The sequence below is a fragment of the Rhodoferax sp. ZS1R8 genome (assembly GCF_056521325.1).
Genome location: NZ_JBWMBA010000001.1, coordinates 667987 through 690468, shown reverse-complemented (window position 1 = coordinate 690468; position 22482 = coordinate 667987). Strand labels below are relative to the sequence as shown.

Genomic DNA, 22482 nt, shown 5'->3' with positions numbered 1-22482 from the left:
CAGGCTATCGCTTACGGTGCAACCCCGTTTGTTATCGCTCCGTAGGCCGTTTGCACAGCGTCGGACCTCGATGCAGTAGCATTCTCCGCCGCGAAACAGCCCATGCCTTCCAGCGCGGCCTCTACTGCCGCATCCAGCGGCGTATGCGGCTCATGGCCCAGCGCAGCGATGAGCTTGGTGTTGTCCATGGCCAGTGGCACATTCCACAGGTAGCGCATCTCACGCAGTTCACGCAGGGTTGCTACAAACGGTGAAGCCAGCGCGATCAGCAACCAGGGGAAGGCACGTACTGCAGGCTTGGCACCACCTCGGCGCGTGACGACGCGGCTGACGGATGCTGCCATTTGTGTGCCATCGGCATCCCAATGGCCTTGCATGTGGAAGGCAGCAAAAGGCGCCAGCGCTTCGCGGCGTTGGACCAGTTCCACCATGGTGCGCGCTACATCGGGCAGGTAAGACCACTGATGGCCTACGCCGCGCTTGCCCGGTAGCTGGATGGCCTTGACGGGTAGACCTGGCTTGACCAAGCCTTGGGAGAACCAGCTGTTGCCAACCTTGGGGCCGAAGAAGTCGCCCGCGCGCACCACAATCACCTTGCAGCCGTTGTTGCTGGCAACACGCAGTCGCTGCTCCAGCTCCACCCGTATCGCGCCCTTGCGGGTCAGCGGTTCTTGCGGTGAGTCTTCGCGCAGCAGCGGGAAAGCACTGGGGCCAAAGTTGTAGACCGTTCCGGGCAGTACGATGGTGGCGCCTTCGGCGCGGGCCGCGGCGATAGTGTTGTCCAGCATGGGCAGCACCAGCTCGGCCCAGCGCAGGTAGCCGGGTGGGTTGACTGCATGCACGATGACCGCGCAGCCGCGGGCTGCGGCCACCACGTCGGCACGGTTCATCGCATCACCGCGGATCCACACCATGCCGTCGCGCCGCTTCAGCGCCTGTTCACCACCGCGGCGCAGTGCACGCACCGTCCAGCCTGCGTCACGCAGTTGCCGAGCCACTTCGCCACCGATGCCGCCGGTTGCGCCCAATACCAATGCTGTGTTGCTGCTGTTTTCCATGTCGAAGCCCCTTGAAGAAAGTGTTGCGATGGATGGAGTGTCGAAGCGCTGGGGCTATTAAGCAATTGACCAACATATACCAGCAGCTATACATTTATGCATGACCAAAGACGCCAACGACAACGACAACGACATTGACTGGGAGCTTTACCGCTCGTTCCTCAACGTGATCAAGGGAGGCTCGCTCTCTGGCGCTGCGCGCGCCATGGGCATCGCACAACCCACGGTGGGGCGCCATATTGAAGCGCTGGAGAAGTCGCTGGGGGTGGTGCTGTTTACCCGCTCCCAACTGGGGCTGTTGCCCACCGAGGCGGCGTTGGAGCTGCAAAGTTTTGTGCAGGCCATGAGTAGTTCCGCCGCTGCGCTGCGCCGCGCCGCCGAGAGCCACGGTGCTGGTATCCGGGGCACGGTGCGCGTTACCGCCAGTGAGGTGATCGGGGTGGAGGTGCTGCCACCCATCGTCGCCGACCTGCAGCGTGCGCACCCCGATTTGAAGGTAGAGCTGGTGCTGACCAACCGTGTGCAGGATCTGCTCAAGCGCGAGGCCGATATTGCCGTTCGCATGACCCAACCCAAGCAGGAGCTGTTGATCGCCAGGCGTGTGGGCAAAGTGCAGCTCGGCTTGCACGCGCACACCAGCTACCTGCAAACACATGGCACACCCACGTCGCTGGCCGATCTGGCGCAGCACGCTTTGATAGGATTTGATGAAGAAACGCCCTATGTGCGCGCCGCAGCCAAAACCTTCCCGATGTGGACCCGCGACGCCTTTGCCGTGCGCACCGACAGCGATTTAGCGCAACTAGCCCTGATCCGCGCCGGCAGTGGCATTGGCATTTGTCAGGTGGCACTGGCGGCGCGCACCCCGGACCTGGTGCACCTGTTCCCTGGAAGCATTCCGCTGGAGCTGGAAACCTGGCTCACGATGCATGAAGACCTGCGCAACAGCCCACGCTGCAAAGCAACCTTTGACGCCCTTTTGCTGGGGCTGCAAGCCTATATGGGTGGCTGAGCGGCCTTTAATCGCTATGAAACTTGTACAGAGTGCATTCATAGCCGTCAATCGTTTCGCTATGCACCGTGTAGTTGCCCGCTGTTGCGGTTGGAATAATCTTCTTCCAGAAGGCTTGGGCCGAAGCGTTCTGGGTGACATGAAATATCTGCCAACATCCCTGAAATAGTGTCAGCAGCTGTGTGACAGCAGCGGTGCCGACACCGGTTCCACGAAAACGTCTGCCGACAAAGAAATATCCGATGCTGAAATCCGCATCCAGGTGCGTGACCTCATCGTCCACGGTCAGGAACCCGGCTGTTTCTCCGTTTACTGCAATTAAGAATGGCCTGGTGGATGGCTTCGCCCAGTACTCGGCTTTTGATCGGATAGAAAACCAACCTTCGTTGTTGAACGGTAGCGGTAGCCATTCGCTGAAGTCATACATATAAAACTGCATCATGTTTTCGATGCGTTTCAGGTCCTCATTCTTGGCTTCGAGCAATTCAATAGTGTTCATAACGAGTGATAAAACTAACAAGTTGGGTAAATTGCGCGCAACACCGTCAAGCAGATTTCGCTAGTCGTACCTGCCAGTCGGCTCGGGGTTCGCTGTACAAGCGTTGTGGCGGATTGCAACGTCGCCTGGTCTATCGGGTCAAGCCTGGTGATTCCGCACCAGCCCCAAATGCTTCGACAGCGAAGTCCAGGAAACTGCGCAGCTTGGGTGTCATGCGGCGGTCTGGGGCATAGAGGACATGAAAGGCCCGGGTAGGCACGGAAAACTCTGGCAGAACCGCAACCAGACTGCCAGATGCCAGGTCGCCGAGCACCAATTCACTGGGCTGCAGAAGCAGGCCCATGCCGGCACGCGCAGCCATCAGCAGCGACTCACCGCTATCGACCATCAGCTTGCCGGCAACTGGGACTGTGATCGCCCCCTTGGGTCCTTCAAATGTCCAGCGCGAGCGCAGTTCCGTATGTGAGAACCCCAGGCACTCGTGTTTTTCCAGGTCGCCAGGGTGTGTGATCGGAGGACACCGGGCCAGATACATCGGCGCGGCGCACAAACACAGGCGATAGGGAGCGAGCGCACGTGCCATCAGGCCACTGTCTGCCAACTCTCCCACCCGAAACGCGATGTCGAAACCCTCATCGATCAAATCGACGTTTCGGTTCGACAGCGACATTTCTATCGCCACGTCAGGATGCTTGGCCAAGTATTCGGGCAAGCGGGGCGATAGCGCGTGTACGCCGAAGGTAACCGGCGCGTTGATGCGCAGCCGGCCTCTGGGCGTAGCGCGGCTGATGGCCGCACCGCCTTCGGCCGCCTCTACTTCTGCCAGGATGGTTTTCACCCGCTCATAAAAATCCACCCCTGCTTCCGTGAGGTGTTGCCGGCGTGTCGTACGGTGGAGGAGGCGAACGCCCAGATGCTGCTCCAGCGTCTGCACATGTTTGCCGACCATTTGCGATGACATCCGCAACGCATCGCCAGCAGAAGAAAAAGAGCCTGTCTCCACCGCCTTGGCAAAGACCCCCATGCTGGTTAAACGGTCCATTGCAATGATTTTGTTTCAAGTGAGCAAAATTATCCAGTATTTATCTAATTTCGTTTCAAATTTACAGTTCAGTTTTCACTTAACAAGGAGCTAGTAAATGAAAGTCGCAATCATCGGAACCGGCAATATGGCCGCAGGTTTGGCATCCGTTTGGGCCGCAGCAGGGCATGAAGTCAGCATTGGGGCCCGCGACCTGGCCAAGGCCGCCGCGCTGGCCGACAAGGTCGGTCACGGGGCCGTGGGCGGAGGCATTGCCGCCGCTGCCAAATTGGCGGACATTGTTGTTCTCGCTGTGCCTTACGGTGCAGTAGCAGACGCCATAGAGCACGCTGGTGGTCTGGCTGGCAAGGTCTTGGTAGACATCACCAACCCTATCAGTCCGGATTACAAAGAGCTGGTCATCGGGCACACCACCTCTGCGGCGCAGGAGATTCAAAAACTTGCACCCCAGGCGCAGGTGGTAAAGGCCTTCAACACCATCTTTGCCCAGTTGTTGGCGCCAGAATCACGCCTCGGAAAAACATTGCAAGTCTTTGTGGCTGGAGACGACGCTGCGGCCAAAGCCAGCGTTTCGGACCTGGCCAAGTCCGCGGGATTTGAGCCTGTCGATGCCGGTCCGCTATCCAACTGCCGTTACCTCGAACCCATCGGCGAAATGAATATCCACTTTGGTTTCTTCTTGGGCAAAGGCCCGGTGGTAGCGCCAGCTTGGGTGCACGTTTAACCCCGAACTGGTCCCAGCAGCATCAACCATTTTGGTGCTTGGGCGAACACATTCACGGATCCAAATTCACTCACTTTTTTAAGAGACCCAACATGCCTACCATTCAAACGATTCTTGCGTCCCTGGTAATTGCCACAGTAGCGGCTCCTTCCTTGGCGTATGCCAAAGACATTCCCGACGAGCAGGCCATCCGCCAGGCGGTCACGCGCTACGAATCCGCACTCAATGCTGCTGACACGGCGACGATTGTGGATCTCTATTCGAAAGATGGCGTACAAATGGCGCCCGATGCGCCCGCCGCAGTAGGGCGGGATGCCCTCAAAGCGGTCTATGACGGAACGTTCAAGGCCATTGCACTCAACTTGAAGTTCACCGTGGATGAAGTGAAAGTGCTGGGCAAATCCTCAGCGCTGGTGCGTAGCCACTCCGCAGGCACACTGAAGGTCAATGGCATGGAGCAACCCGCAGGTCCTGCTGCCTTCAAGGAACTGTTCGTCCTGAACAAAAGTCCTGATGGCCAGTGGAAATTCACACACTACAGCTTCTCCGCTGCCCCGGTCGCCAAGTAGGACCGCAATGATGCTCGCGCGGTTGCGCGGCCTCGACCGTACACCACTACGACAGCGCCAGTTCAGCCAGCCTCAGCGCGCCGTTGAAACTACGCGCGCCGCCGATGAACAAGTTCAGGTGGCAGAACACGCTGTCTGGCACACCGGTCACAGCGGCCAGTTCCTGGTCGCGCAGGCCGGCCCAGCTTTTGGGCAGGTCCAGGCGCGCGGTGAACGAACCAGCCTCTACCGGCACGGTCTTGACCTGGTACTGGTCACCGTCGGAGTCTGGATAGATGACGAACATCACGTCGGGCATTTCCTCCACAACGACACGGCTCCACGGCATGCCGCCCTCTGCCAGGTGCAGCACGCGGCCGCCAAGCAGGCGCGGCGCGCTGCGCACGGTGTCTACGGCACTGATTTGTGCGACCTTCTTGCTGATGGCGTGGTCTAAGAATGTGCGGGTGATGGCAATGGCTTCGCGAAATCGCGCTTCCTGAAGCTGCGCCTTGGCTGCCGCGTCCATGCCTTTTTCTTCCATCCAGTGCGAGTTGAGCTGGGCGACCAGTGACGACAGGCCAAATATGCCGGGCGATACATCGCCCTGGCCGGTGTCGACAATGTCCAGGTACTGCACCAGCGAATGGTCGATGGATCGCACCACCTCATCCAAGGCCTCGGCGCCCAGGTTCTGGCCGTGGCGGCTGGCCCAGGCCTGCACATACGCACTGCCATGCGCCGACCAGACCAGACCTGCGCTGGCATAACCAACGCCGGGCACAATTTGACCATCCAGCTGCGGCGCGGGGCGGGAACCAGAAAAGCCGCGCTGGTGGTGGTCAAAGCGGCCGGTGGCCGCGTCCCAGCTGCCGCCTACGTCTACCGCGAAGTCGGCGGCATCAATCAGCTCTTGTTTGCGCGTGCGAATGAGTCGGTGCAATGGGAAAACCCCCATCAGAATCCCCACGCCAAAAACGTCGTCGGCATGGAAGCTGCCACTGTGCGTGGCAATGATGGGGGTTTCGGAGGGGGTGCTGTCATTCATGCGGCGATTTTAAAGAATCGCCGCATCGGGCACCGCCTTACTTAGGCAACAGCACCTTGTCGATGACGTGAATCACGCCGTTGGACTGGTACACGTCGGCGATGGTCACGGTAGCCGTGCCACCCTTTTCATCGGTAACCATGACCTTGGAACCGCTGGCCTTGGCGGTCAGCGTGCCGCCGCTCACGGTCTTGATGGTGGCCATGCCCTTGCCATCCGCGATCATCTTGCTGATGGCAGCTGCGTCAAACTTGCCGGCAACTACGTGGTAGGTCAGAACCGTGGTGAGCGTGCCTTTGTTCTCGGGCTTGAGCAGTGTTTCTACGGTGCCAGCAGGCAGCGCGCTAAAGGCTGCGTTGGTGGGGGCAAACACGGTGAATGGGCCTGGGCCTTTCAGTGTTTCGACCAGGCCTGCGGCCTTGACTGCTGCGACCAATGTCGTGTGGTCTTTGGAATTAACGGCGTTGTCGATGATGTCCCTGGATGCCAGCATGGGCGCGCCGCCAACCATGACGTCGGCCATGGCGGCCACGGACACGGCAGACATGATGAGAGCCAGGCTAAAGGATGCGAGCTTGCGGGTAGTAGTAGATGCCATGTAATTTTCTCCTGAGGATTTGGGAAGTAAGCCGAAATGTCGCGGCTGTACTGAATACGCGGCGCACGGGAGAACGGATTCAATTAAATTGCGGGCGGCGCGTCGGCAGTAGCGCATCTGCTAGCCTTATGGGCCATGATGTCCCCAACAAAGCAACGAACATGACCATTAGCATCTGGTGGATTTTTGTACTGATGACCTTCGTAGTCTCCGCCACGCCCGGCCCCAATATGCTGCTGGTCATGAGCACCAGCGCGCGTTATGGGCTCCGCGCTGCGGTGGTAGTTATGGTCGGTTGCATGACGGCCCTGTTGGCCATGATGGCGGTGTCTGCCGCAGGCCTGGGCGCGCTGCTGCATACCTTCCCTGCGGTATTTGATGTGCTGCGTCTGGCCGGGGCGGCCTATCTGGCGTACCTGGGTATCAAGTGCTGGCGCAGCCCGGTGCCAGAGAAGATGGCTGGCGATGCAGTGCCCACCGGGCTGCCCGCGGTCAGAAGCTCTGCCATCTACCGCCAGGGGTTCCTGGTGGCGGCGAGCAACCCCAAGGCCATCCTGTTTGCCGCGGCCTTCTTTCCGCAGTTCATCAACCCCGATACGGCCAAGTTGCCACAGTTCGCGATCCTGATCACGACCTTCACGGTGATCGAGGTGGCCTGGTATTTTGTCTATGCGGTCAGTGGCAAGTCGCTAGCCGTATACCTACGCCGCCCCGCAGTGATGCGGGGCTTCAACCGGCTGACCGGCGGCGTCTTCGTCGGCTTTGCGGCGGTGATGGCGGTCGCCCGCGAATGAGTGGGGTTTTGTTTACCACAGGCACAATGCCGCCATGAATTTGCTATCTGAACTTGTGGGCAGCATCCTGCGCGGCGTCGTCAAGTTGGTTCTGCTGGTCATGGCTGCAGTGTTTGCGCTCTGCGTGCTGGGCGGGGGGCTGCTCGTGGTCGCGGTGCTGGTGCTGCGCTTTTTGCTGACCGGCCGCAAGCCCGCGGTGGTGACTACCTTTACGCGCTTTAACCAGGCGGCCCAACAGTTTCGCCCCGGCTTCACGCCTGGCGCCAGTGCAGCGTCGCATGTGGGCAGTGCGGATATTGTGGATGTGGAAGCGCACGAGGTGCGCACCGTTCTGAACGCGCCAGCGGGGTCCGGGACCGGCAATCTTCCGCCGGGCCGCCCCTAGGAAAATTGGCCCCCTCGGGGGGCTGCGACCCGCACAGCGGCGGAGCGTGCAGGCCTAGTCATACGTTGCAACGGGCTGCGGTAGTTCGTCGTCCAGGTACAGCTCATACTCATTCCAGCCATCCTTGCCAAAGTGCACGTCGCATTCCGCGGCGATTTCGTCGAAGGATGTAAACTCCAGGCAGAACATGATGGTGTTGAAAAGCTGGCGGTAGGTGCGGCCGGTTGCGTCTTCCAGCTCCCCGTCCGGGTCATCCACATGGCGGCAGCAGTGCACCCACACGTAGTGGCCTTCCAGTTCGTCTTCGGCTTCGAGCACGCTCAATGCAAAGGCTTCGTCGTCAGCGCTGGGCGAGGGTGCAACCTTTGAAAGGCGAAAGCTCTGGCCATGCTGCGGGTGGGCCGGGTCCAGTTCGATGTCGACAGTTTGCCAGTCGGTTGAAATCTGTTCCGCCACTTCAGCCAGCTCCTGCTGCGTGATGTCGCCCTCCCAGTGCACATCGGTGATGTGGCGCGAGGTGCCGAACGCGCCGTCCCACAGGCTGGCTTTGTGTTTCATGAAGTCTGGGTGCATGGCTGAGTCTCTTTGGTGTGCGTTGTGGTGGGTGGCACTTTACACAGGTTTTGCGGGCGCACCAAACCGCAGCAGCGATGCAGCGCGCGCTTTGGCCGCCTCCACATCGCGGTTGCGCGGCTCGGCTTGGGTCACCATGGATGCGATCAGCACGCGTGCCGCCGCCGCCACGTCTTCGATAGCCTGCTCAAACGCTGCCTCGTTGGCCTTGGAGGGCACGCTGAAACCGCTGAGCTTGCGCACAAACTGCAGCGATGCATCGCGGATTTCCAGCTCGGTGGCCGGAGGCTCAAAGTTGAACAGCGTCTTGATGTTGCGGCACATGCGGGCTCCCGGTTGGCGCGCTGTGGCCATCCTACTATGCGCGCCCAACAGTTCCAAGTGTTCGGCACCGAACGGATGCGGCCAACCGGGCGGCCGAAGATAACTACGCACTGACACTGCACCGTATGCGATACGCGACGGTTGCGTACTGGTTTGCAACATTCGGTAAATGCGGCTGTCGTGTGTCTATCGCGATACCGGACTCACACGTTGCAGTTAAACGGCGCAACAGCCCATCGCATATGGAAGGAATCGCTATGCCCAATCCCCAGTTCAGAAAACCATGGTTCGCAGTAGCCATTGCATTGGTATCGGTATTCGCCAGTGGGTGGGCGCATGCCGATCCCCCGCTGCGGGTCGCACGGCTGGGCTATACCCAGGGCCAGGTCAGTTTTTCGCCCTCGGGCCAGCCCGATTGGGTGCAGTCTGTGGTTAACCGGCCGCTGACCACAGGTGACCGCTTGTGGGTAGACGCCAGATCGCGCGCCGAGCTGCAAATCGGCGGCTCTGCCATTCGCCTGGGCGAGAACACCAATGTGACTTTGCTCAATGTGGACGACAACATCACCCAGGTGCAATTGACGCAAGGCACTCTGAAGCTGCATGTGCGCCGCATCGACGCCAACCAGGTTCTGGAGGTGGATACGCCCAATCTTGCGTTGACGCTGCACCGGGCGGGCGACTACCGTTTAGACGTCAGCCCCAACGGTGATGTCACCGAAGTCAGTGTGCAAGGCAGTGGAGAGGCCCAGGTGTACGGCGATGGCGCGTCGTATGTTGTACGCGCGGGGCAGGGCTACCGCTTCTATGGCACGGGCCTGTCCGACTACGAAAGCGTCGTGGCGCGGGTGGATGACGACATGGACCGTTGGGCACGCGAGCGCGAGCGCCGTATCGATGCATCGGTATCCGTGCGCTACGTATCCTCTGAACTCGTGGGGTACGAAGACCTCGACGCCAACGGCACCTGGCGTGCCGATCCCACGTATGGCAATGTCTGGTTGCCTAGCCGTGTCCGCGTCGGGTGGGCTCCCTACCACGACGGCCATTGGGTTTGGGTCAACCCGTGGGGGTGGACCTGGGTGGACGCAGCGCCATGGGGTTACGCGGTGTCGCACTATGGGCGCTGGGCGCATATCGGTGGTGCCTGGGCCTGGGTGCCCGGCCCTGTGCGCGAGCGCGCGGTCTATGCACCCGCGCTGGTTGTGTTTCTCGGTGGCAACCGGTTTCAAGGTGGCTCGGTGGGCTGGTTCCCGTTGGCACCGCGCGAGGTCTACCAGCCCTCGTACCGCGTGAGCCACGGCTATTTCGACCACATCAACCGCAGTAATGCCGTGATTGCACCTGCCACCATCACCAACGTCTACAACACGCACGTTACTAACGTCACCAACGTTACTAATGTCACGAACGTGAACAATGTCACGAACTTTACGGGCATCCGGTACGTTAACCGTGACGTGAATGGGGCTGTAGTTGCCATGCCGGTGCATGCGTTTGCGCAATCGCAGTCTGTGGCGCAGGCCGGCGTGCCGCTGGCCAAAGGCGCCACTTTGCATGCAACGGTTGCCCCAGTGGCCGCGGTCGCACCACTTGTACAAAGCGTGCACGGCGGCGCTCCGAACGCCAGTGCCAAGCCACCCGTCCATGAGCACCCGGTCATCGCGCGCACCGCTCCACCGGCACCGCCGCTTGCGTTTGCCGCGCAGCAGCTGCAGCTCGCTGCCAAACCCGGAGTACCTGTGGACGACCAGCAGCGGCGCGCGCCACATAGGCCCGTTGCTATCGCCGAGCCTGCATCGCAAGTGAAGGTAATCGGTAACTCCAAGCCGCCGATTGCTTCCGCCGTGCCGCCTCAGGTGGCGCCCCACCAACTCAGAAATGAAGATGAGCATAAGCCTGAGGCTGCCAAGCTTGCGCCTATACCCACGCCTGCAGCTACTGCAGCTACCGCCACTGTGACCCAAGCCCGCCCGCCGGCCCCTCAAATCGTTGCGTCGCCCACCAACCCGGCAAAGGCCCCCGACGTGAGAGCGGATGCAGCAGCCCATCAGGCAGAGGCAGCCCGGGCAGCTACGGCGTTCGCCCAAGCCGAGAAGGCCAAAGCCGACGCAGCACGCAATGCCGAGGGGAAAGCGCAGGCAGACAGGGTCAAGGCTGCGGCTGACGAAGCTGCAAGAACTGAGGCAGCCCGAGTCGAAGCCGCCAGAAGCGACGCAGCGCGGGCCAACGCCGCGAGGGTGGATGGGGAAAGGTCCAGAGCCGCGCGGGATGATCTCCAGAGGGCCGGCGCCGCTCGGCAAGAGGCAGCCCGGCAGGATACAGCCCGGCAGGAGGTCGCCCGACAAGAGGCAGCCAAACAGGAAGCAGCCCGACAAGATATGGCGAGGCAAGAGGCGGCCAAGCGTGAAGCAGCTCGACAGGAGCAGGCTCATCAAGAGGCTGCAAGACGGCAAGAAGCCAGCAATGACGCAGCAAGGGCGGCGGCCGCCCGGGCCCAAGCCGAAAACGCAAGGGCAGCGCGAGACGAGGCCCTGCGGGACAGGGCGGCTAAAGAAGAAGCTGCTCGCGCCGTCGCGGAAAGAGCACAAATGGACAGAGCCAGGGCTGTAAGGGAACAAGAAGCCGCCCGTGCACACATGGCCAGAGTAGAGCCACCCCGTCCCGCCGCTGTACCCGCGCCCGCTCCTGCCCAAGCGCGGCCTGAACCCAGACGCGAACATGAGCAGGGCGCCAAATCCGCGGAAAAGAAAGGCAGGTCGGAGGATGGTGCCAAGCAGTACTAGCGCAAAACCGATGCAAACTGCATGCCTATGCAGTTACCACGACGCCTGATTTGCGCCACATGCCACAGGCCACGAAGCGCCTGCATCTGCCAATGGATCACACCCGTTGCGCACAAACCCGAGGTGCTGATCCTGCAGCACCCGCAGGAGGTGGACCACGCGAAGAACACCGCCCGGTTGCTGCATTTGAGTCTGCCTGGCAGTCAGATGCTGACGGGTGAGGCTTTTGATGCGGACCCGTTGCAGGCAGTACCACAGGCCGCCAAATACACCGTGCTGCTGTATCCCCAGTCCGCCCACGACCATGCACCCCTTGCAGACCCCACACAACTGCGGGACACCGCGCAAATTCGCTTGGTGGTGTTGGACGCGACCTGGCGCAAAAGCCGCAAGATGCTGCACTGCAGCCCGTGGCTGCAAGGCTTGGCACGCTTGTCGCTGAATGACACACCCGCATCGCACTACGTGATCCGCAAGGCCCACAAACCGGGCCAACTTTCAACACTGGAGGCCACGTGCGCAGCCCTGGCCCAGTTGGAGGGCGACGTCGACAAGTACCTGCCTTTGCGCAATGCCTTCCGTGGTTTTGTCGCGCAGCAGCAGGCCTTGGCCCCACTACAGGGTCGCGCGGGAGAGGTCCACGCTGACCTTGAGCCCGTCCGGCGTCTGTGACTGGTCCATGGTCAAGGTTGCGGCGTGTCCCGGAGGTGTTACATGCCAAATCAGGCGGTAGCCCTCGTGCAGAGAGCGTAAGCCGCTACTGAATTCATAGCGTTTTGTGGGCTGCCAGCGGATGGCGATGGGCCAGCCAGCCGTACAAAGCAACGCCCACCAGCAGGCTGGCAGCGGCCGTCTGCAGCGACAACACAAAACCCTGGCCAGGGTTCTTGCTGTGGGCCAGTACCAGCGCCACCCAGGGCGGGCCCGCGATCTGGCCCAGGCCATAGACCGCTGTCAGCAAACCGATAAAGCCTGACGCGCCCGCGGGGCGCAGACGGCGCACCTCTTGCACCGCAAACAGCGTGATGGCGGTGAGTGGCAGGCCTACGAACAGGCTGCCCAGCGCAAAACCCGCCAGGCTGGGCCACCACACGCCCAGCATGACGCCAACCGCCTGCACCATGTAGCTGCCCATCAACAAATGGCGCCGGTCCCAATGCACGGGCAGGCGGATGGTCACCAGAGCCCCGAGCCCCACGCCCACGCCGAACACCGGCCAGAACAGGTCCAGCCACACCGACCCTGGCAGCGTCTGGCGCGCAATCACCGGCAAAAACGTCGCGGTGACGATGTAGCCAAAACCGGCCATGCCATAGGCCAGCGCCAGCATGGCCATGGCACTTCCGCCCGCACCTGCGGTGGCGGGGGCGGGTGCGGCGGGAGCCACTGTGCCTTGCAGCTGCTTCCATACCCACGCGGTCAGCAACAGGGCCAACACTGCGGAGGCCATCCAACCCTGCGCGGCGGTCAGTCCACCTGCCACCATGGCAGACGCGGCCAAGCCGCTGACGGCAATGCCCAAGCCAGGGCCGACATAGATGACACCGGCCAGCCGGGGTGCACCCAGCGCAGACAGCCGCGCAAGGCACCAGCCCGAGGTGTAGATAAACACCACGGCACTGGCCACGCCTGCCAGAAACCGCCACAGCGCCCACAGCGCCGGCCAGTGCAGCGCAATGCCGGCAGTCAGCAGCACCGTGGCCGCCAACCCCAGGCGCATGGCCGTGGTGTGGACGATGGGTTTGAGCGCCGGCCAACGCGCCCATGCCCAGGGCTGCAGCGCGCAGGCCATGGCACCCAGCCAGTAGCCAATGTAGTTGGCCGTAGCCAGCCAGCTGGCGCCCGGCAGGTCGACCACGCCGTCGTGCAGCATCATCGGCAACAGGGGCGTGAACGCGAAGCGGCCAATGCCCATGGCCACCGCCAGGCACAGCATGCCGGCCAGCGCAATGGCAATCGGTTTTTGAACTTGCATCCGTCCGATTGTGCAGGTGCCGCAATACCTGCGTGCCAACTCAGGGTGCGTTGTTGGTCAGCACCTCGATGCGGTGGCCGTCCAGGTCGTGGAACATGGCCCCGAAATAGGTGGCGCTGATGTCCGGGCGTGTGCGTGGTGTGAAGATGTCCGGCCCGCCATTTGCCAGCGCGGCGGCGTGGGTGGCGGCCACCACATCACGCGAGGCCGCTCCCAGCGCAATGTGCGCGCCCTTGGCGGTGACCGGTTCGCCGTCTTCCACCGGGTACAGGAAGAGCGACCACTGCGATGCCGTGCCAAACGCTGCTTCGTTGCCGGTGTCGCGCAGCAGTTCAATGCCCAGCAGTTTCAGCGCCTGCTGGTAGAAGGCAACGGCTTGCGCATAGTGGCGGGTGCCCAGGGATACATGGTCAATCATTTGTTTCTTCTCCTTCAGGGTTTACATCAACCAGCGTGCAACTTGCTCTGCAGTCAAGTTGCTGCCGCATAAAACGGTTGCCAGGCGCTGCGTGCGCAGCTCGGGGTGCTCCAGCACCGCAGCCACGCCGACCACGCCGGCGGGCTCGACGACCAGTCCCGCGTGCTGGAAGACCAGGCGCATCGCGCGCTCAATGGCCTGTTCGCTGACCAGCAGCACGTCGTCCACGGTGCCCTTCATGTCGGCCAGCGCCTCGGGCACCGGCATGCGCACGGCGATACCGTCGGCAATGGTGTTGGCGATACCGCGGTTCACGGTGCGGCCCTTGTGCCACGATGCAGCCATCGCATCCGCACTCTGGGCACAGATGCCGATGACCCGCACGTCGGGGGCGTGGGCCTTCGTCCAGCGGCCCATGCCGGTCAGAAGTGCTCCATTGCCCAGCGGTACCAGCAGCGTGTCAAAGGCGCGCCGCGCCAGCATCTCGCGCGCAATCGTGCCCTGGCCCTCGGCAATGCTGGCCTCGCGGCCGTCCTCTACAAAATATCCATCGCTGCTGGCACAGAAGCGCTTGGCTTCTTCCTTGGCGCGGTCAAAGTCGTCGCTGTACAGGCGCACTTCGGCGCCCAGCGCGCGCATGCGCTCCACCTTGTAGGCATTGGCCGTGGTGGCGCTGTACACCACCAGCGGCCACCGCCGGGCGCGGCACACGTACGCCATGGCCTGGCCCCAGTTGCCGGCCGTGGCGCAGACCAGCGTGCGGCCGGCCAGCTGCTCGGCGTTCTGGTGTATGAAGAAGTCGGCACCCCGGCCCTTGAAAGAGCGCAGCGGATTCAGCGACTCCACCTTCAGCGCCAGCGATGGCACGCCCAGCGCCTGAGATAAGGGCTCGCAGTCAAACTGCGGGCTGTTCAGGAAAACCGGGTCCACCACCGCAGCAGCGTGCGCGATGTTGTGCAGCGACAAACGATGCGAGGAAAGGTGGGGAGAAGGAATATTGATAATGGCAGGCATGGCAAGAGTGTCCGCGCGGTGGCGCGGCGCCCGGCCGCTTTTTCGATGCAGTCTGTGCGGCTTGGCCGCATAGTGCATGCCGCCCACGCAGCAAAAAATTCAATGCCCTCAGACGTAGCAAGCCTAGACACCTTCGACCGCCAGATACTGGCCCTGTACCAGACGAACACCCGTTTGGCCGGGGAGCAGATCGGCGCCCAGGTGGGCCTGTCCGCCGCGGCCGTGCAGCGCCGCCTCAAGCGCATGCGCGAGGCGGGCGTTATCCAGGCCGAAATCGCGGTGCTGGACTGCCAACCGCTGGGCCTGGGCGTGACCGCCATCGTGCACGTAGACCTGGTCGATGAATCGGCCCACGCCACCCGCGCTTTCCGCGACAAGGTGACGGCCCGTGGTGAGGTGCAGCAGTGTTATGGGGTGACCGGTGCGGCCGATTACATACTGCTCGTCATCGTGGCGGACTTAGCTGCGTACGACGCGTTTTGCAAGGCCTGCCTGCTGCACGATGCGAATGTGCGCAGCTTCACGACGCATGTCGTGCTGGATGCGGCCAAGCGCACGGGGCCGCTGGCGTTCTGAGTGTTGCTGTGTTTGAGCGCGGCAGTCGGCGTACGTGAGAATGGGTGGGGTGATCGCCAAGTTCGACCTATCCGCAAAGGGGCGATTGCAGTCATTGGATTTTTGGCCGAATGTGACTCAAGAAGGTACATTGGAGACTTTCGCGGTGCTCCTAAGCCATGACGCGCGTGCGTTGCCGCAACAAAAGACCGAGGCTTGGCTCTATGCGTTTGCGCTGAACATGATGACCAATCTGGGCATGCCAGTGTCTGTGAAAATCTGAAGAGGGTCGAAAGTGCGGTCTACTGAACTCCATTTCGATTCATGCAAAATCGCCCCGCGATCGCCTCGACAATCGCTTATCGAAAGCCCAATAGAACCCGCGTGATGGACCAACTCATCGCCTACTTCATGTCCATCACACCCGCGTTTATCGTGGCCATGGCTTTGTTGGCCCTGTTGCCGCGGGAGCTCAAAGGTGTGCGCATTCTGGTGTACATCCTGTTTTTCGTCCTGGCGCGGGACGCGATGACGCCCCTCGGTTTTTGGCAGTTGAGCGCTAGTACACTGCGCTTCAACGCCTCGCCGTTGGTCCTGGTGGGCGTGGCGAGTGGATCCCTGTCGATGGTGTTGCTCACTTACCTGATGGAGCGGCGCAGCATGGACACCATCCGTTGGCTCGGACCAAGGCTTTGGTCTTCCCTGCTGTACGGCGCAGGCGGTGTGGTGGCGATTTCGCTGGTAGTGTTGACGTTGAAGGCCATGGTTCACCTGCCGGCTCCGCCCGCACCGGCCGACAACATGATTCCCGTGATGCTGCTATTCGCCTTGGCCGGCAACCTCTATGAAGAGTTTCTTTTTCGCGGATTGCTGCAGGCGCATTTGGAACATCATCTGCCTGGCGTCAAAGCGGCGTTGGCGTCGGGGTTATTCTTTTGTTTGTGCCACGGGTTTCTGGCCGTGACGGTGACCCAAGTGGGGACACCGATTTTGGCATTCACGTTACTCGAAGGCGTCGTGGCCGGACTGGTATTCCTGCGCGGCGGCGTCATCGGCTCCACGTTGGCCCACGGCGGGGCCATTTTTCTCTTGGCATCGGGTTGGATTTAGAACAACTGGTTGCGGATTTCGGAAAGGTGAAATTGACCGCCAAGCCAAATGAACCCTGAGTTCAGCCAAAACTGACATCATCTGGCCAAATCCGTCTGCGCTGCGTACCCGGCTGACGACGACAACGTCCGTACAGCCGCTATGTGTCTTTTCCTGCCCTTAGACGTGAAGAGGTTATGTGCGGTTTAACCGATCCTCGGGCAGCAGCGACCAGCTCAGCGATAAAGCGCAGGGGTACTAGCCTATCGGAATCGCGTAGTGCATCAGCGATGTGTCAGACGTCGGGTGATAGCGCGCGTCATACACCTCTAGATCCATACCCCCGCTATGCGATGCACCCGACGACAGCAGCCAGCTGGAGTAGATGTAGTTCACCGTGTTGTCTATGCCCTTGACTGCACCCTGGTGGCCAAACTTGGCATAGCGGGCGCTTGGCACTTCAATGGCGTGCATACCTTCGGGCAGCTCCGCCTTCTGGCGCACCTCGATCGCTGCAAAGTACTGCAGCTGGTCCGAAGCGTCACGCACCGGGCTGACCACGCCGTAGCACACGCCGGGCACGGCATGTGGTACCTCGCCTAAGCGGGGCAAGAAGCTGGCCCACAGCGGCGGCAGTTTTTTTGCCAGGTTGTTTTTCTCCGAATCAATACCGTAGAACAGCGTGCGCATGGCGACCAGTTGCATGGTGCGCTGTTCGTACACCTCGGGCACCAGTGACACATTGCGGTGGATGTGGCGCAGGTAGTCGGAGTCCACCTCCACCTTCTTCACCAGCAGAGAGCGGCTGCCAAAGGCGCGGTACTGGCCGGGTGTGAGGCTGAAACAGGACTTAAAGGCTCGGGTAAAACTCTCCTGCGTCTCAAACCCTGCGGCCAGTGCGATGTGCAGGATCGGCAGTTTGGTATCGAGCAACTGGTCCAAGGCCTTGGCGAACCGGCGGGCGCGTATGTAGGTCTTCAGCGTCTCGTTGGTCAGGGCGCGGAACACGCGCTGGAAGTGCCATTGGCTCATGCCGGCCGCCTTGGCCACGTCCGACAACGCGATGTCCGCGTCCAGGTGGGCTTCTACGTAGTCAATGCCCTGCCGGACACGTTTGAGGTACTGCATGTAAGAGGAGCGGAAAGGAACAGGCGGCCTCTCAGGCCGCAGCAAAGAAACCGGTCATGGCGACCAGTTTGCCATCACCGTTGTACTGGCCATAGCTGGTGCCTTCGCCAATCACCTGGCCCTTGCCATCGAGCATGTTCCACGTGGCCAGGCTTTGCTGGTGGTGTGTGCTGAAGGTCTTGGTCTGGAAGTGGCCGCCGGGTACCTGCTGGTGGAATGCGTCCATGTAGGCCGTCAGCTCCTGCCAGCCACGGGCTGCCGTGTTGGGATCGTTGTAGACACACTGTGGATCCAGGCTCTGCGCAAACAGGGCCTGCTTCTCTGCAGTGGTGGCGGCTTTCCAGGATGCCGTGTAGGTTTCCCAGGTCTGGTTTAAATTGTGGGGGTTCATCGCAACTCCAAAGTGGTTTAGAAAACCGGATTGTTGTGTGCGAAGAATCGTCCCTTTGACATTTTGTGCTTTTGATTCAAGGAGTACCCGCGGTGGGCTGCGGCTGCACGATGACCTTGCGCACACCCTGGGGTGGCGAAGGGAAGTCCACCAGTGCCGCGGTAAACAGTGCGGGCAGTACCCTGGCGGGGTTGTACCAGGCCTCTTCATTGGTGGCCGTGCTCTCGTAGACCAGCTTGCCGGTGGCCAGCTCCCGGATTTCGACGCGTACCTGGGTGGTGTAGCTCTCACGGTCCAACCAGGGCGATGCATAGAACGGCCGGTTAAGCCACATGCGGGGACGGCCAAACGGGTAACCAAACGGCCGGCCGAAGAACGGGTCCGGGTAGACCAGCACGATGTTGGACGTGCCGGCGCTGATCTGCACGCTGTAGCGCGCGGCTGCATCGTTGCGTGTGAAGCCGCGGCTCTGCAACGCTGCCTGAGCCATGGCTTCCAGCCGCTGTGCCTGGTCCGGGCTCTGTTCTTGCGATGGGGAGCGATCAAAACGGAACGGCCCGGGCTGCACCGGCTGGGCCGCAGTGGCAAAGCTATGCACTTCGGTTTCCACACTGGTAGCGACCGTGGCGCAGCCACACAGCAGCAGTGCGGCCGACACGAGCACGACTGCTAGAACGGGTTTGGAAAAAATGCTTTTCATACGCATGTGCTGTCTCCTCTCAGTGCATCTTTGTGGGCGTAAAGCTATGTTGCACTTTTAAGCAAGTTATCAAGTCTGCGGCGCCGTGACTGTGCGGTCCACCACGGTGGTACGCCCATGCTCCACATGTATCCACTGGTCGCACAGCGCCAGAGAGCTGGGCCTGTGCGCGATCAACACAATGGTGGTGCTGCGCAGGTGTTTTTGTATGGCTGCGCGTATCAGCTCATCCGTTTCCACGTCGACGCTGGCAGTGGCTTCGTCCATCAGCACAACGCGCGACTTGGATAGCAATGCGCGGGCCAGGCAGATCAGCTGGCGCTGGCCCGCGCTGATGTTGCGCCCGCCTTCCTCCAGCGGTGTCGCCAGACCCAGGGGCAGGTTGGCGACAAAGTCGGCCAACCCAATCTGCGTCAGCGCGGCCTGGATGTCGTCATCGCTGTACTCCTCGGTCACGTCAATGGATGCACGCAGCGGACCCAGGAATAGCACCGGATCTTGCGGCACGTAGGCGATCGCCTGGCGTAGCCGGGCATGGGGCACGTCGTTGATGTTGATGCCGTCGATCAGGATGTCGCCGTGCTCGACGCTGAGCGTGCGCAGCAGCGCCAGCAGCACCGTCGATTTGCCGGCCCCGGTGCGACCCAGCAGGGCTACGTGGCTGCGGGCGGCGACGGTGAACGTGGCGTCTTCCACCACAGGTGGCAGCTCGGGTGCGTAGCGCAGGCATGCTTGGCGGAACTCGATGTGGCCTGCCGTTGGCCAGTCGGCAGGTACCGGAACCGCGGGTGGCAAGCCTTCTTCCGCCGGCAGCTCGGCCCACTGCTGGCAGCGCTCCCACGGGACCAGCACGGTAGCCAGCGCAAAAAAGTCGCGGCACAGCCGGTCTATGCGCTCCAGCAGGCCAAAAGTCAGCGCCAGCAGCAGACCCACAGTACCCGCGCCCAGGTTCGGCATCCACGATCGGGGTCCCGACCAGAACAGAGGGAACACCAGGCAGCACATCAGCACGCAGGAAACGATGGTCAGGCGCATGCCCAGCCAGAATGCAAGGTTCCAGCTGCGCAGGTCGGCGTTCAACCGCAAGCGGTTAGCGGTATCGAAACGTTCGACCAGGTTGGCTTCGCGGCCGAAGGCGCGTAGCGTAGAGTGGCCGCGCAGGCCGTCGTTGAACAACGAAAACACCGGCGAGCGCACCACTGACGCAAGGCGTGAGTTCTCGCGCACCGCCACACCGTACAGGCGCGAGACCCGCACCGACACATACGTCGCAAGCGCGAACGGAAGGGCCGCCAATGCAGTTACGCCCACCACCCCTAGCGCGCTGGCCAGGGCGGTGGTGCCGCCCTGCGTAAATCGAAAGCCCCGGCTGGCAAGGTCCACGTCGAGCTGCTGAATGTCGGCCGAAAAGCGGTTCATCATGCGGCCCGAAGGCGTGGTTTCGAAGAAACGCAGCGGTGATTGCATGACGCCGGTCAGCATGTTGTCATGCGCCTTTTGTGCGGTGTGGGCACAGGCGCGCCGAAAAGTTGCCTGGGCCACGTAGCTGACCGCGAGGATCACCAGGGTGAGCATGGCAAAGGTGACAAAGAATCGTGCGGGGCTGATGTGGGGGTGCGTGCCATCCATGCGCGACATCAGGTATTGCTGCGACATCGGCAACGCGCTGGCTACAAACATCAGGCCCAGCACCAGCACCGCGCCCCATACGGCGTGCCCCGGCCAGCCACTCTCGCCCAGCGTCAGCAGCAGATTTTTCCACACGGCGGTGCGCACCCTGCCTGCTGCCTGGCCCTCCGTGGACGTCAGTGTTTCTTCCTTTTCAGATACCGTGTCTGCCGTGCCACCCAGCTGTTGCAGTACCGATGCATGGTCGGCGTGTCCGTCCAGTTCTATGCGCATAAAGTTGGAAAACTGGGCGTTGGTCGCGCGCAATTGGTCTAGCGTGCCGAACTCGCCGCGGCCATCGGTGTCGATAAACAGGATGCGGTCAAACCGGTCCAGGTGTGCCAGACGGTGGGTCACGCAAATGCGCAAGCGGTCTTTCCATTCACCGAACAACAGATCGTCCGCGATGCGCCGCTCGGTGCCCACGTCCAGTGCGGACAACGGGTCGTCCAGCACAATCACATTCGCCGGATGCAGCACTGCGCGGGCCAATGACACGCGCTGCTTTTGTCCGCCCGACAGGTTAAGCCCGCGCTCACCGATCTCGGTGTCCAGTCCACCAGGCCACTGGTTTACCTCTTGCGACAGGCTGGACAGTTGCAGTGCGCGGTGGATGTTCGCATCGCTGAGGTGTTCGCCGTCGCCATACAACGTCAGGTTGTCGCGCAGTGTGCCGCTGGCAATAAAAGTCTCTTGCGGACAGTATGCGAACTGGGGGCTACCACTCCATTGCACTGCACCACTGCTGGCCTGGTACTCAGACAGCAGCAGTCGCAGCAGCACGGTCTTTCCGGCGCCCACAGGGCCTACGATGGCTACGCTCTGGTTCGGCTGCAGCTCCAGTGCAATGTTGCGCAGTATGGGTTGGTCTTGCACGGCGCTGAAGCTCAGGTCCTTCAATTGCAGGCTTACCGGTCCAGCCTCTGCAGGCCTGGCTGGCTCGGCGTCCTTCAGGTTGAAATAGTCCAACAATCGCTTGGCCGACACTTGCGTCTGCGCCAGCGTGCCGGCCACATCGCTGAGCACGACGAACGGAAATTCCAGGCCCTGGAAGATCAACAGTGTGGGTAGCAGCATCGCAGCGTTCAACTCGCCGCCGCGCCAGATATAGAGCCCGTAGGTGGCCGTGGCCACGACCAGGCCGGTGCACGAAAACACCAGTGACGAACGCGTCTGCAGCAGCATCACCGAGATAAGGCGGTCGACCTCGGCGCCGCGTGCGCGCCGTGTACGACCCAAAAAGATGCCGGACCAGCCGGACAGCTTGATCACCTTGATGGCCGACAGAATCTGGGACAACAAATCCAGCCGGTCGTCGCGTGCCTTCAACAGATCAGTCTGGCGCCGGCTCGTTTCGCGCACGATGTATTTCAGCACTGGCACGCTCAGTGCCATGAGGCCCAAGCCAGCGAGTGCGGTCACGCCCAGGTATCGCCACAGCAGGACAGCGGCTAGGCCGATATGGACCATCACCATGCCGGCATCCACGATGCGCTCCACGCAGTGGCTGACGGCCGGCACGTCGACATGCATCAGGTTTTGGGTATTGCCCTGTGGCATTTCGTGGCGCACACGCGGGTCCAGCCGGAACCACTTCTTGGCAAAGGCCTGCATCAGCGCGCTGCGTTGCAACAGGTGGGCCTGTGAAAAAGCCTTCAGGTAGCGGATAAAGCTGACATTGGTGACATAGATGACCAGCGGAAACGCCAGCAGCAGCGCCACGTGCGCAGGCAACCACGGCGCGGCCTTGATGGCATTGAAGCGCGTCATGATCTGCTCGATCAGCAGCGGCGGTGCAGCCGCGGCCATGGTGGTGATGACCATGTACAGCATCGTCCACCACAGATGCGGACGGGTGGAGCGCAGGATGCTGCGCACGAAGGGCCAGGAGCCGTGTGCTGTATCGAGCTTCAACAGCGCGCGGCCGTGCGTCTTTTCCAGGGCCTCGAGCACCGGGTCGATGTTGTGCACACCGGGAGCGGGCTGGCCGCGCGCCATGCCCTGGAGTTGGGGTGTCAGGTGCCGCTGGTAGTCGTCAATCAGGGACCGCAATGCTGCAAACGGATGGCGCAAAAACATCTGACTGAGTATCGCATCTGTGTCTGGGAACACAGACTGTCACCCGTAAGTTCTGCAACATAGACTGTTCTGAA

The 22482-nt window shown here is 61.6% G+C and carries 24 protein-coding genes; 10 read left to right on the top strand and 14 right to left on the bottom strand.

Translation table 11 applies throughout. The features are described 5' to 3' along the window. Positions 1-11: 11 nt before the first annotated feature. Entirely contained in the window at positions 12-1058 is a 1047-nt protein-coding gene (locus AC097P_RS03260; protein WP_479608921.1) for an NAD-dependent epimerase/dehydratase family protein, read from the bottom strand. Positions 1059-1158: 100 nt separating this feature from the next. On the opposite strand from AC097P_RS03260, the gene AC097P_RS03255 reads away from it, so the two are divergent. Continuing rightward, positions 1159-2070, top strand: a complete 912-nt coding sequence (locus AC097P_RS03255) for a LysR family transcriptional regulator (protein ID WP_479608920.1) — start codon at positions 1159-1161, stop codon at positions 2068-2070. 7 nt (positions 2071-2077) lie between these two features. Here AC097P_RS03255 and AC097P_RS03250 read toward each other — a convergent pair whose 3' ends face one another. Continuing rightward, positions 2078-2569 (bottom strand): GNAT family N-acetyltransferase, encoded by a 492-nt coding sequence (locus tag AC097P_RS03250; protein ID WP_479608919.1) that lies wholly within the window; start codon positions 2567-2569, stop codon positions 2078-2080. A 130-nt stretch (positions 2570-2699) separates the two neighbouring features. Then, on the bottom strand, positions 2700-3611 hold the full coding sequence (locus AC097P_RS03245; protein WP_479608918.1) for a LysR family transcriptional regulator: 912 nt from the start codon (positions 3609-3611) through the stop codon (positions 2700-2702). Positions 3612-3708: 97 nt separating this feature from the next. Between AC097P_RS03245 and AC097P_RS03240 the strand changes: the two genes are divergently transcribed. Both AC097P_RS03240 and AC097P_RS03235 read left to right on the top strand, forming a co-directional pair. Continuing rightward, positions 3709-4335 carry an NADPH-dependent F420 reductase gene (locus AC097P_RS03240; protein ID WP_479608917.1) on the top strand — a complete coding sequence of 209 codons (627 nt, stop codon included), beginning with the start codon at positions 3709-3711 and terminating at the stop codon, positions 4333-4335. Between the two features lie 92 nt (positions 4336-4427). Further along, positions 4428-4904 (top strand): YybH family protein, encoded by a 477-nt coding sequence (locus AC097P_RS03235; protein ID WP_479608916.1) that lies wholly within the window; start codon positions 4428-4430, stop codon positions 4902-4904. A gap of 46 nt (positions 4905-4950) precedes the next feature. Here the strand turns inward: AC097P_RS03235 and AC097P_RS03230 are convergent, their stop codons facing one another. Continuing rightward, the gene (locus AC097P_RS03230; protein WP_479608915.1) at positions 4951-5931 is read right to left on the bottom strand and encodes an MYG1 family protein; all 981 of its coding nucleotides are present in this window, start codon (positions 5929-5931) and stop codon (positions 4951-4953) included. A gap of 37 nt (positions 5932-5968) precedes the next feature. Next, the gene (locus tag AC097P_RS03225) at positions 5969-6529 is read right to left on the bottom strand and encodes a fasciclin domain-containing protein (RefSeq protein WP_479608914.1); all 561 of its coding nucleotides are present in this window, start codon (positions 6527-6529) and stop codon (positions 5969-5971) included. 161 nt (positions 6530-6690) lie between these two features. Here AC097P_RS03225 and AC097P_RS03220 point away from each other — a divergent pair, with 161 nt between their 5' ends. Then, the gene (locus AC097P_RS03220; protein ID WP_479608913.1) at positions 6691-7323 is read left to right on the top strand and encodes a LysE family translocator; all 633 of its coding nucleotides are present in this window, start codon (positions 6691-6693) and stop codon (positions 7321-7323) included. A gap of 34 nt (positions 7324-7357) precedes the next feature. Next, positions 7358-7708, top strand: coding sequence for a hypothetical protein (locus AC097P_RS03215; RefSeq protein WP_479608912.1), 351 nt, complete (start codon positions 7358-7360; stop codon positions 7706-7708). A gap of 54 nt (positions 7709-7762) precedes the next feature. On the opposite strand, the gene AC097P_RS03210 is transcribed toward AC097P_RS03215, so the two are convergent. Together AC097P_RS03210 and AC097P_RS03205 are read right to left on the bottom strand one after the other, a co-directional pair. Then, the gene (locus AC097P_RS03210; RefSeq protein WP_479608911.1) at positions 7763-8281 is read right to left on the bottom strand and encodes a hypothetical protein; all 519 of its coding nucleotides are present in this window, start codon (positions 8279-8281) and stop codon (positions 7763-7765) included. A gap of 39 nt (positions 8282-8320) precedes the next feature. Then, entirely contained in the window at positions 8321-8605 is a 285-nt protein-coding gene (locus tag AC097P_RS03205; protein ID WP_479608910.1) for a DUF2277 domain-containing protein, read from the bottom strand. 257 nt (positions 8606-8862) lie between these two features. On the opposite strand from AC097P_RS03205, the gene AC097P_RS03200 reads away from it, so the two are divergent. Beyond that, positions 8863-11391, top strand: a complete 2529-nt coding sequence (locus tag AC097P_RS03200) for a DUF6600 domain-containing protein (protein WP_479608909.1) — start codon at positions 8863-8865, stop codon at positions 11389-11391. Positions 11392-11418: 27 nt separating this feature from the next. Beyond that, positions 11419-12063 (top strand): tRNA-uridine aminocarboxypropyltransferase, encoded by a 645-nt coding sequence (locus AC097P_RS03195; protein WP_479608908.1) that lies wholly within the window; start codon positions 11419-11421, stop codon positions 12061-12063. Positions 12064-12157: 94 nt separating this feature from the next. On the opposite strand, the gene AC097P_RS03190 is transcribed toward AC097P_RS03195, so the two are convergent. The 3 genes from AC097P_RS03190 to AC097P_RS03180 are packed head-to-tail and all read right to left on the bottom strand — an operon-like array spanning position 12158 to position 14798. Next, positions 12158-13366, bottom strand: coding sequence for a YbfB/YjiJ family MFS transporter (locus tag AC097P_RS03190; RefSeq protein ID WP_479608907.1), 1209 nt, complete (start codon positions 13364-13366; stop codon positions 12158-12160). Between the two features lie 40 nt (positions 13367-13406). Next, entirely contained in the window at positions 13407-13784 is a 378-nt protein-coding gene (locus tag AC097P_RS03185) for a VOC family protein (RefSeq protein ID WP_479608906.1), read from the bottom strand. A gap of 21 nt (positions 13785-13805) precedes the next feature. Beyond that, a complete protein-coding gene (locus AC097P_RS03180) occupies positions 13806-14798 on the bottom strand; it encodes a threonine ammonia-lyase (RefSeq protein WP_479608905.1) in 993 nt (330 codons plus the stop codon). Positions 14799-14900: 102 nt separating this feature from the next. Between AC097P_RS03180 and AC097P_RS03175 the strand changes: the two genes are divergently transcribed. From AC097P_RS03175 to AC097P_RS03165, 3 genes are all read left to right on the top strand, one after another. Further along, positions 14901-15374 (top strand): Lrp/AsnC family transcriptional regulator, encoded by a 474-nt coding sequence (locus AC097P_RS03175; protein ID WP_479608904.1) that lies wholly within the window; start codon positions 14901-14903, stop codon positions 15372-15374. Positions 15375-15423: 49 nt separating this feature from the next. After that, positions 15424-15636 carry a hypothetical protein gene (locus AC097P_RS03170; protein ID WP_479608903.1) on the top strand — a complete coding sequence of 71 codons (213 nt, stop codon included), beginning with the start codon at positions 15424-15426 and terminating at the stop codon, positions 15634-15636. Between the two features lie 104 nt (positions 15637-15740). Beyond that, positions 15741-16463, top strand: a complete 723-nt coding sequence (locus AC097P_RS03165; RefSeq protein WP_479608902.1) for a CPBP family intramembrane glutamic endopeptidase — start codon at positions 15741-15743, stop codon at positions 16461-16463. Positions 16464-16700: 237 nt separating this feature from the next. On the opposite strand, the gene AC097P_RS03160 is transcribed toward AC097P_RS03165, so the two are convergent. The 4 genes from AC097P_RS03160 to AC097P_RS03145 form a co-directional block, all read right to left on the bottom strand. Further along, complete coding sequence (locus tag AC097P_RS03160) at positions 16701-17570, bottom strand: AraC family transcriptional regulator (RefSeq protein WP_479608901.1); 870 nt, start codon at positions 17568-17570, stop codon at positions 16701-16703. A 31-nt stretch (positions 17571-17601) separates the two neighbouring features. Then, entirely contained in the window at positions 17602-17961 is a 360-nt protein-coding gene (locus AC097P_RS03155) for a nuclear transport factor 2 family protein (RefSeq protein ID WP_479608900.1), read from the bottom strand. A gap of 76 nt (positions 17962-18037) precedes the next feature. Further along, the gene (locus AC097P_RS03150; protein WP_479608899.1) at positions 18038-18661 is read right to left on the bottom strand and encodes a DUF4136 domain-containing protein; all 624 of its coding nucleotides are present in this window, start codon (positions 18659-18661) and stop codon (positions 18038-18040) included. Positions 18662-18730: 69 nt separating this feature from the next. Then, positions 18731-22408, bottom strand: coding sequence for an ATP-binding cassette domain-containing protein (locus AC097P_RS03145; protein ID WP_479608898.1), 3678 nt, complete (start codon positions 22406-22408; stop codon positions 18731-18733). Positions 22409-22482 lie beyond the last annotated feature (74 nt).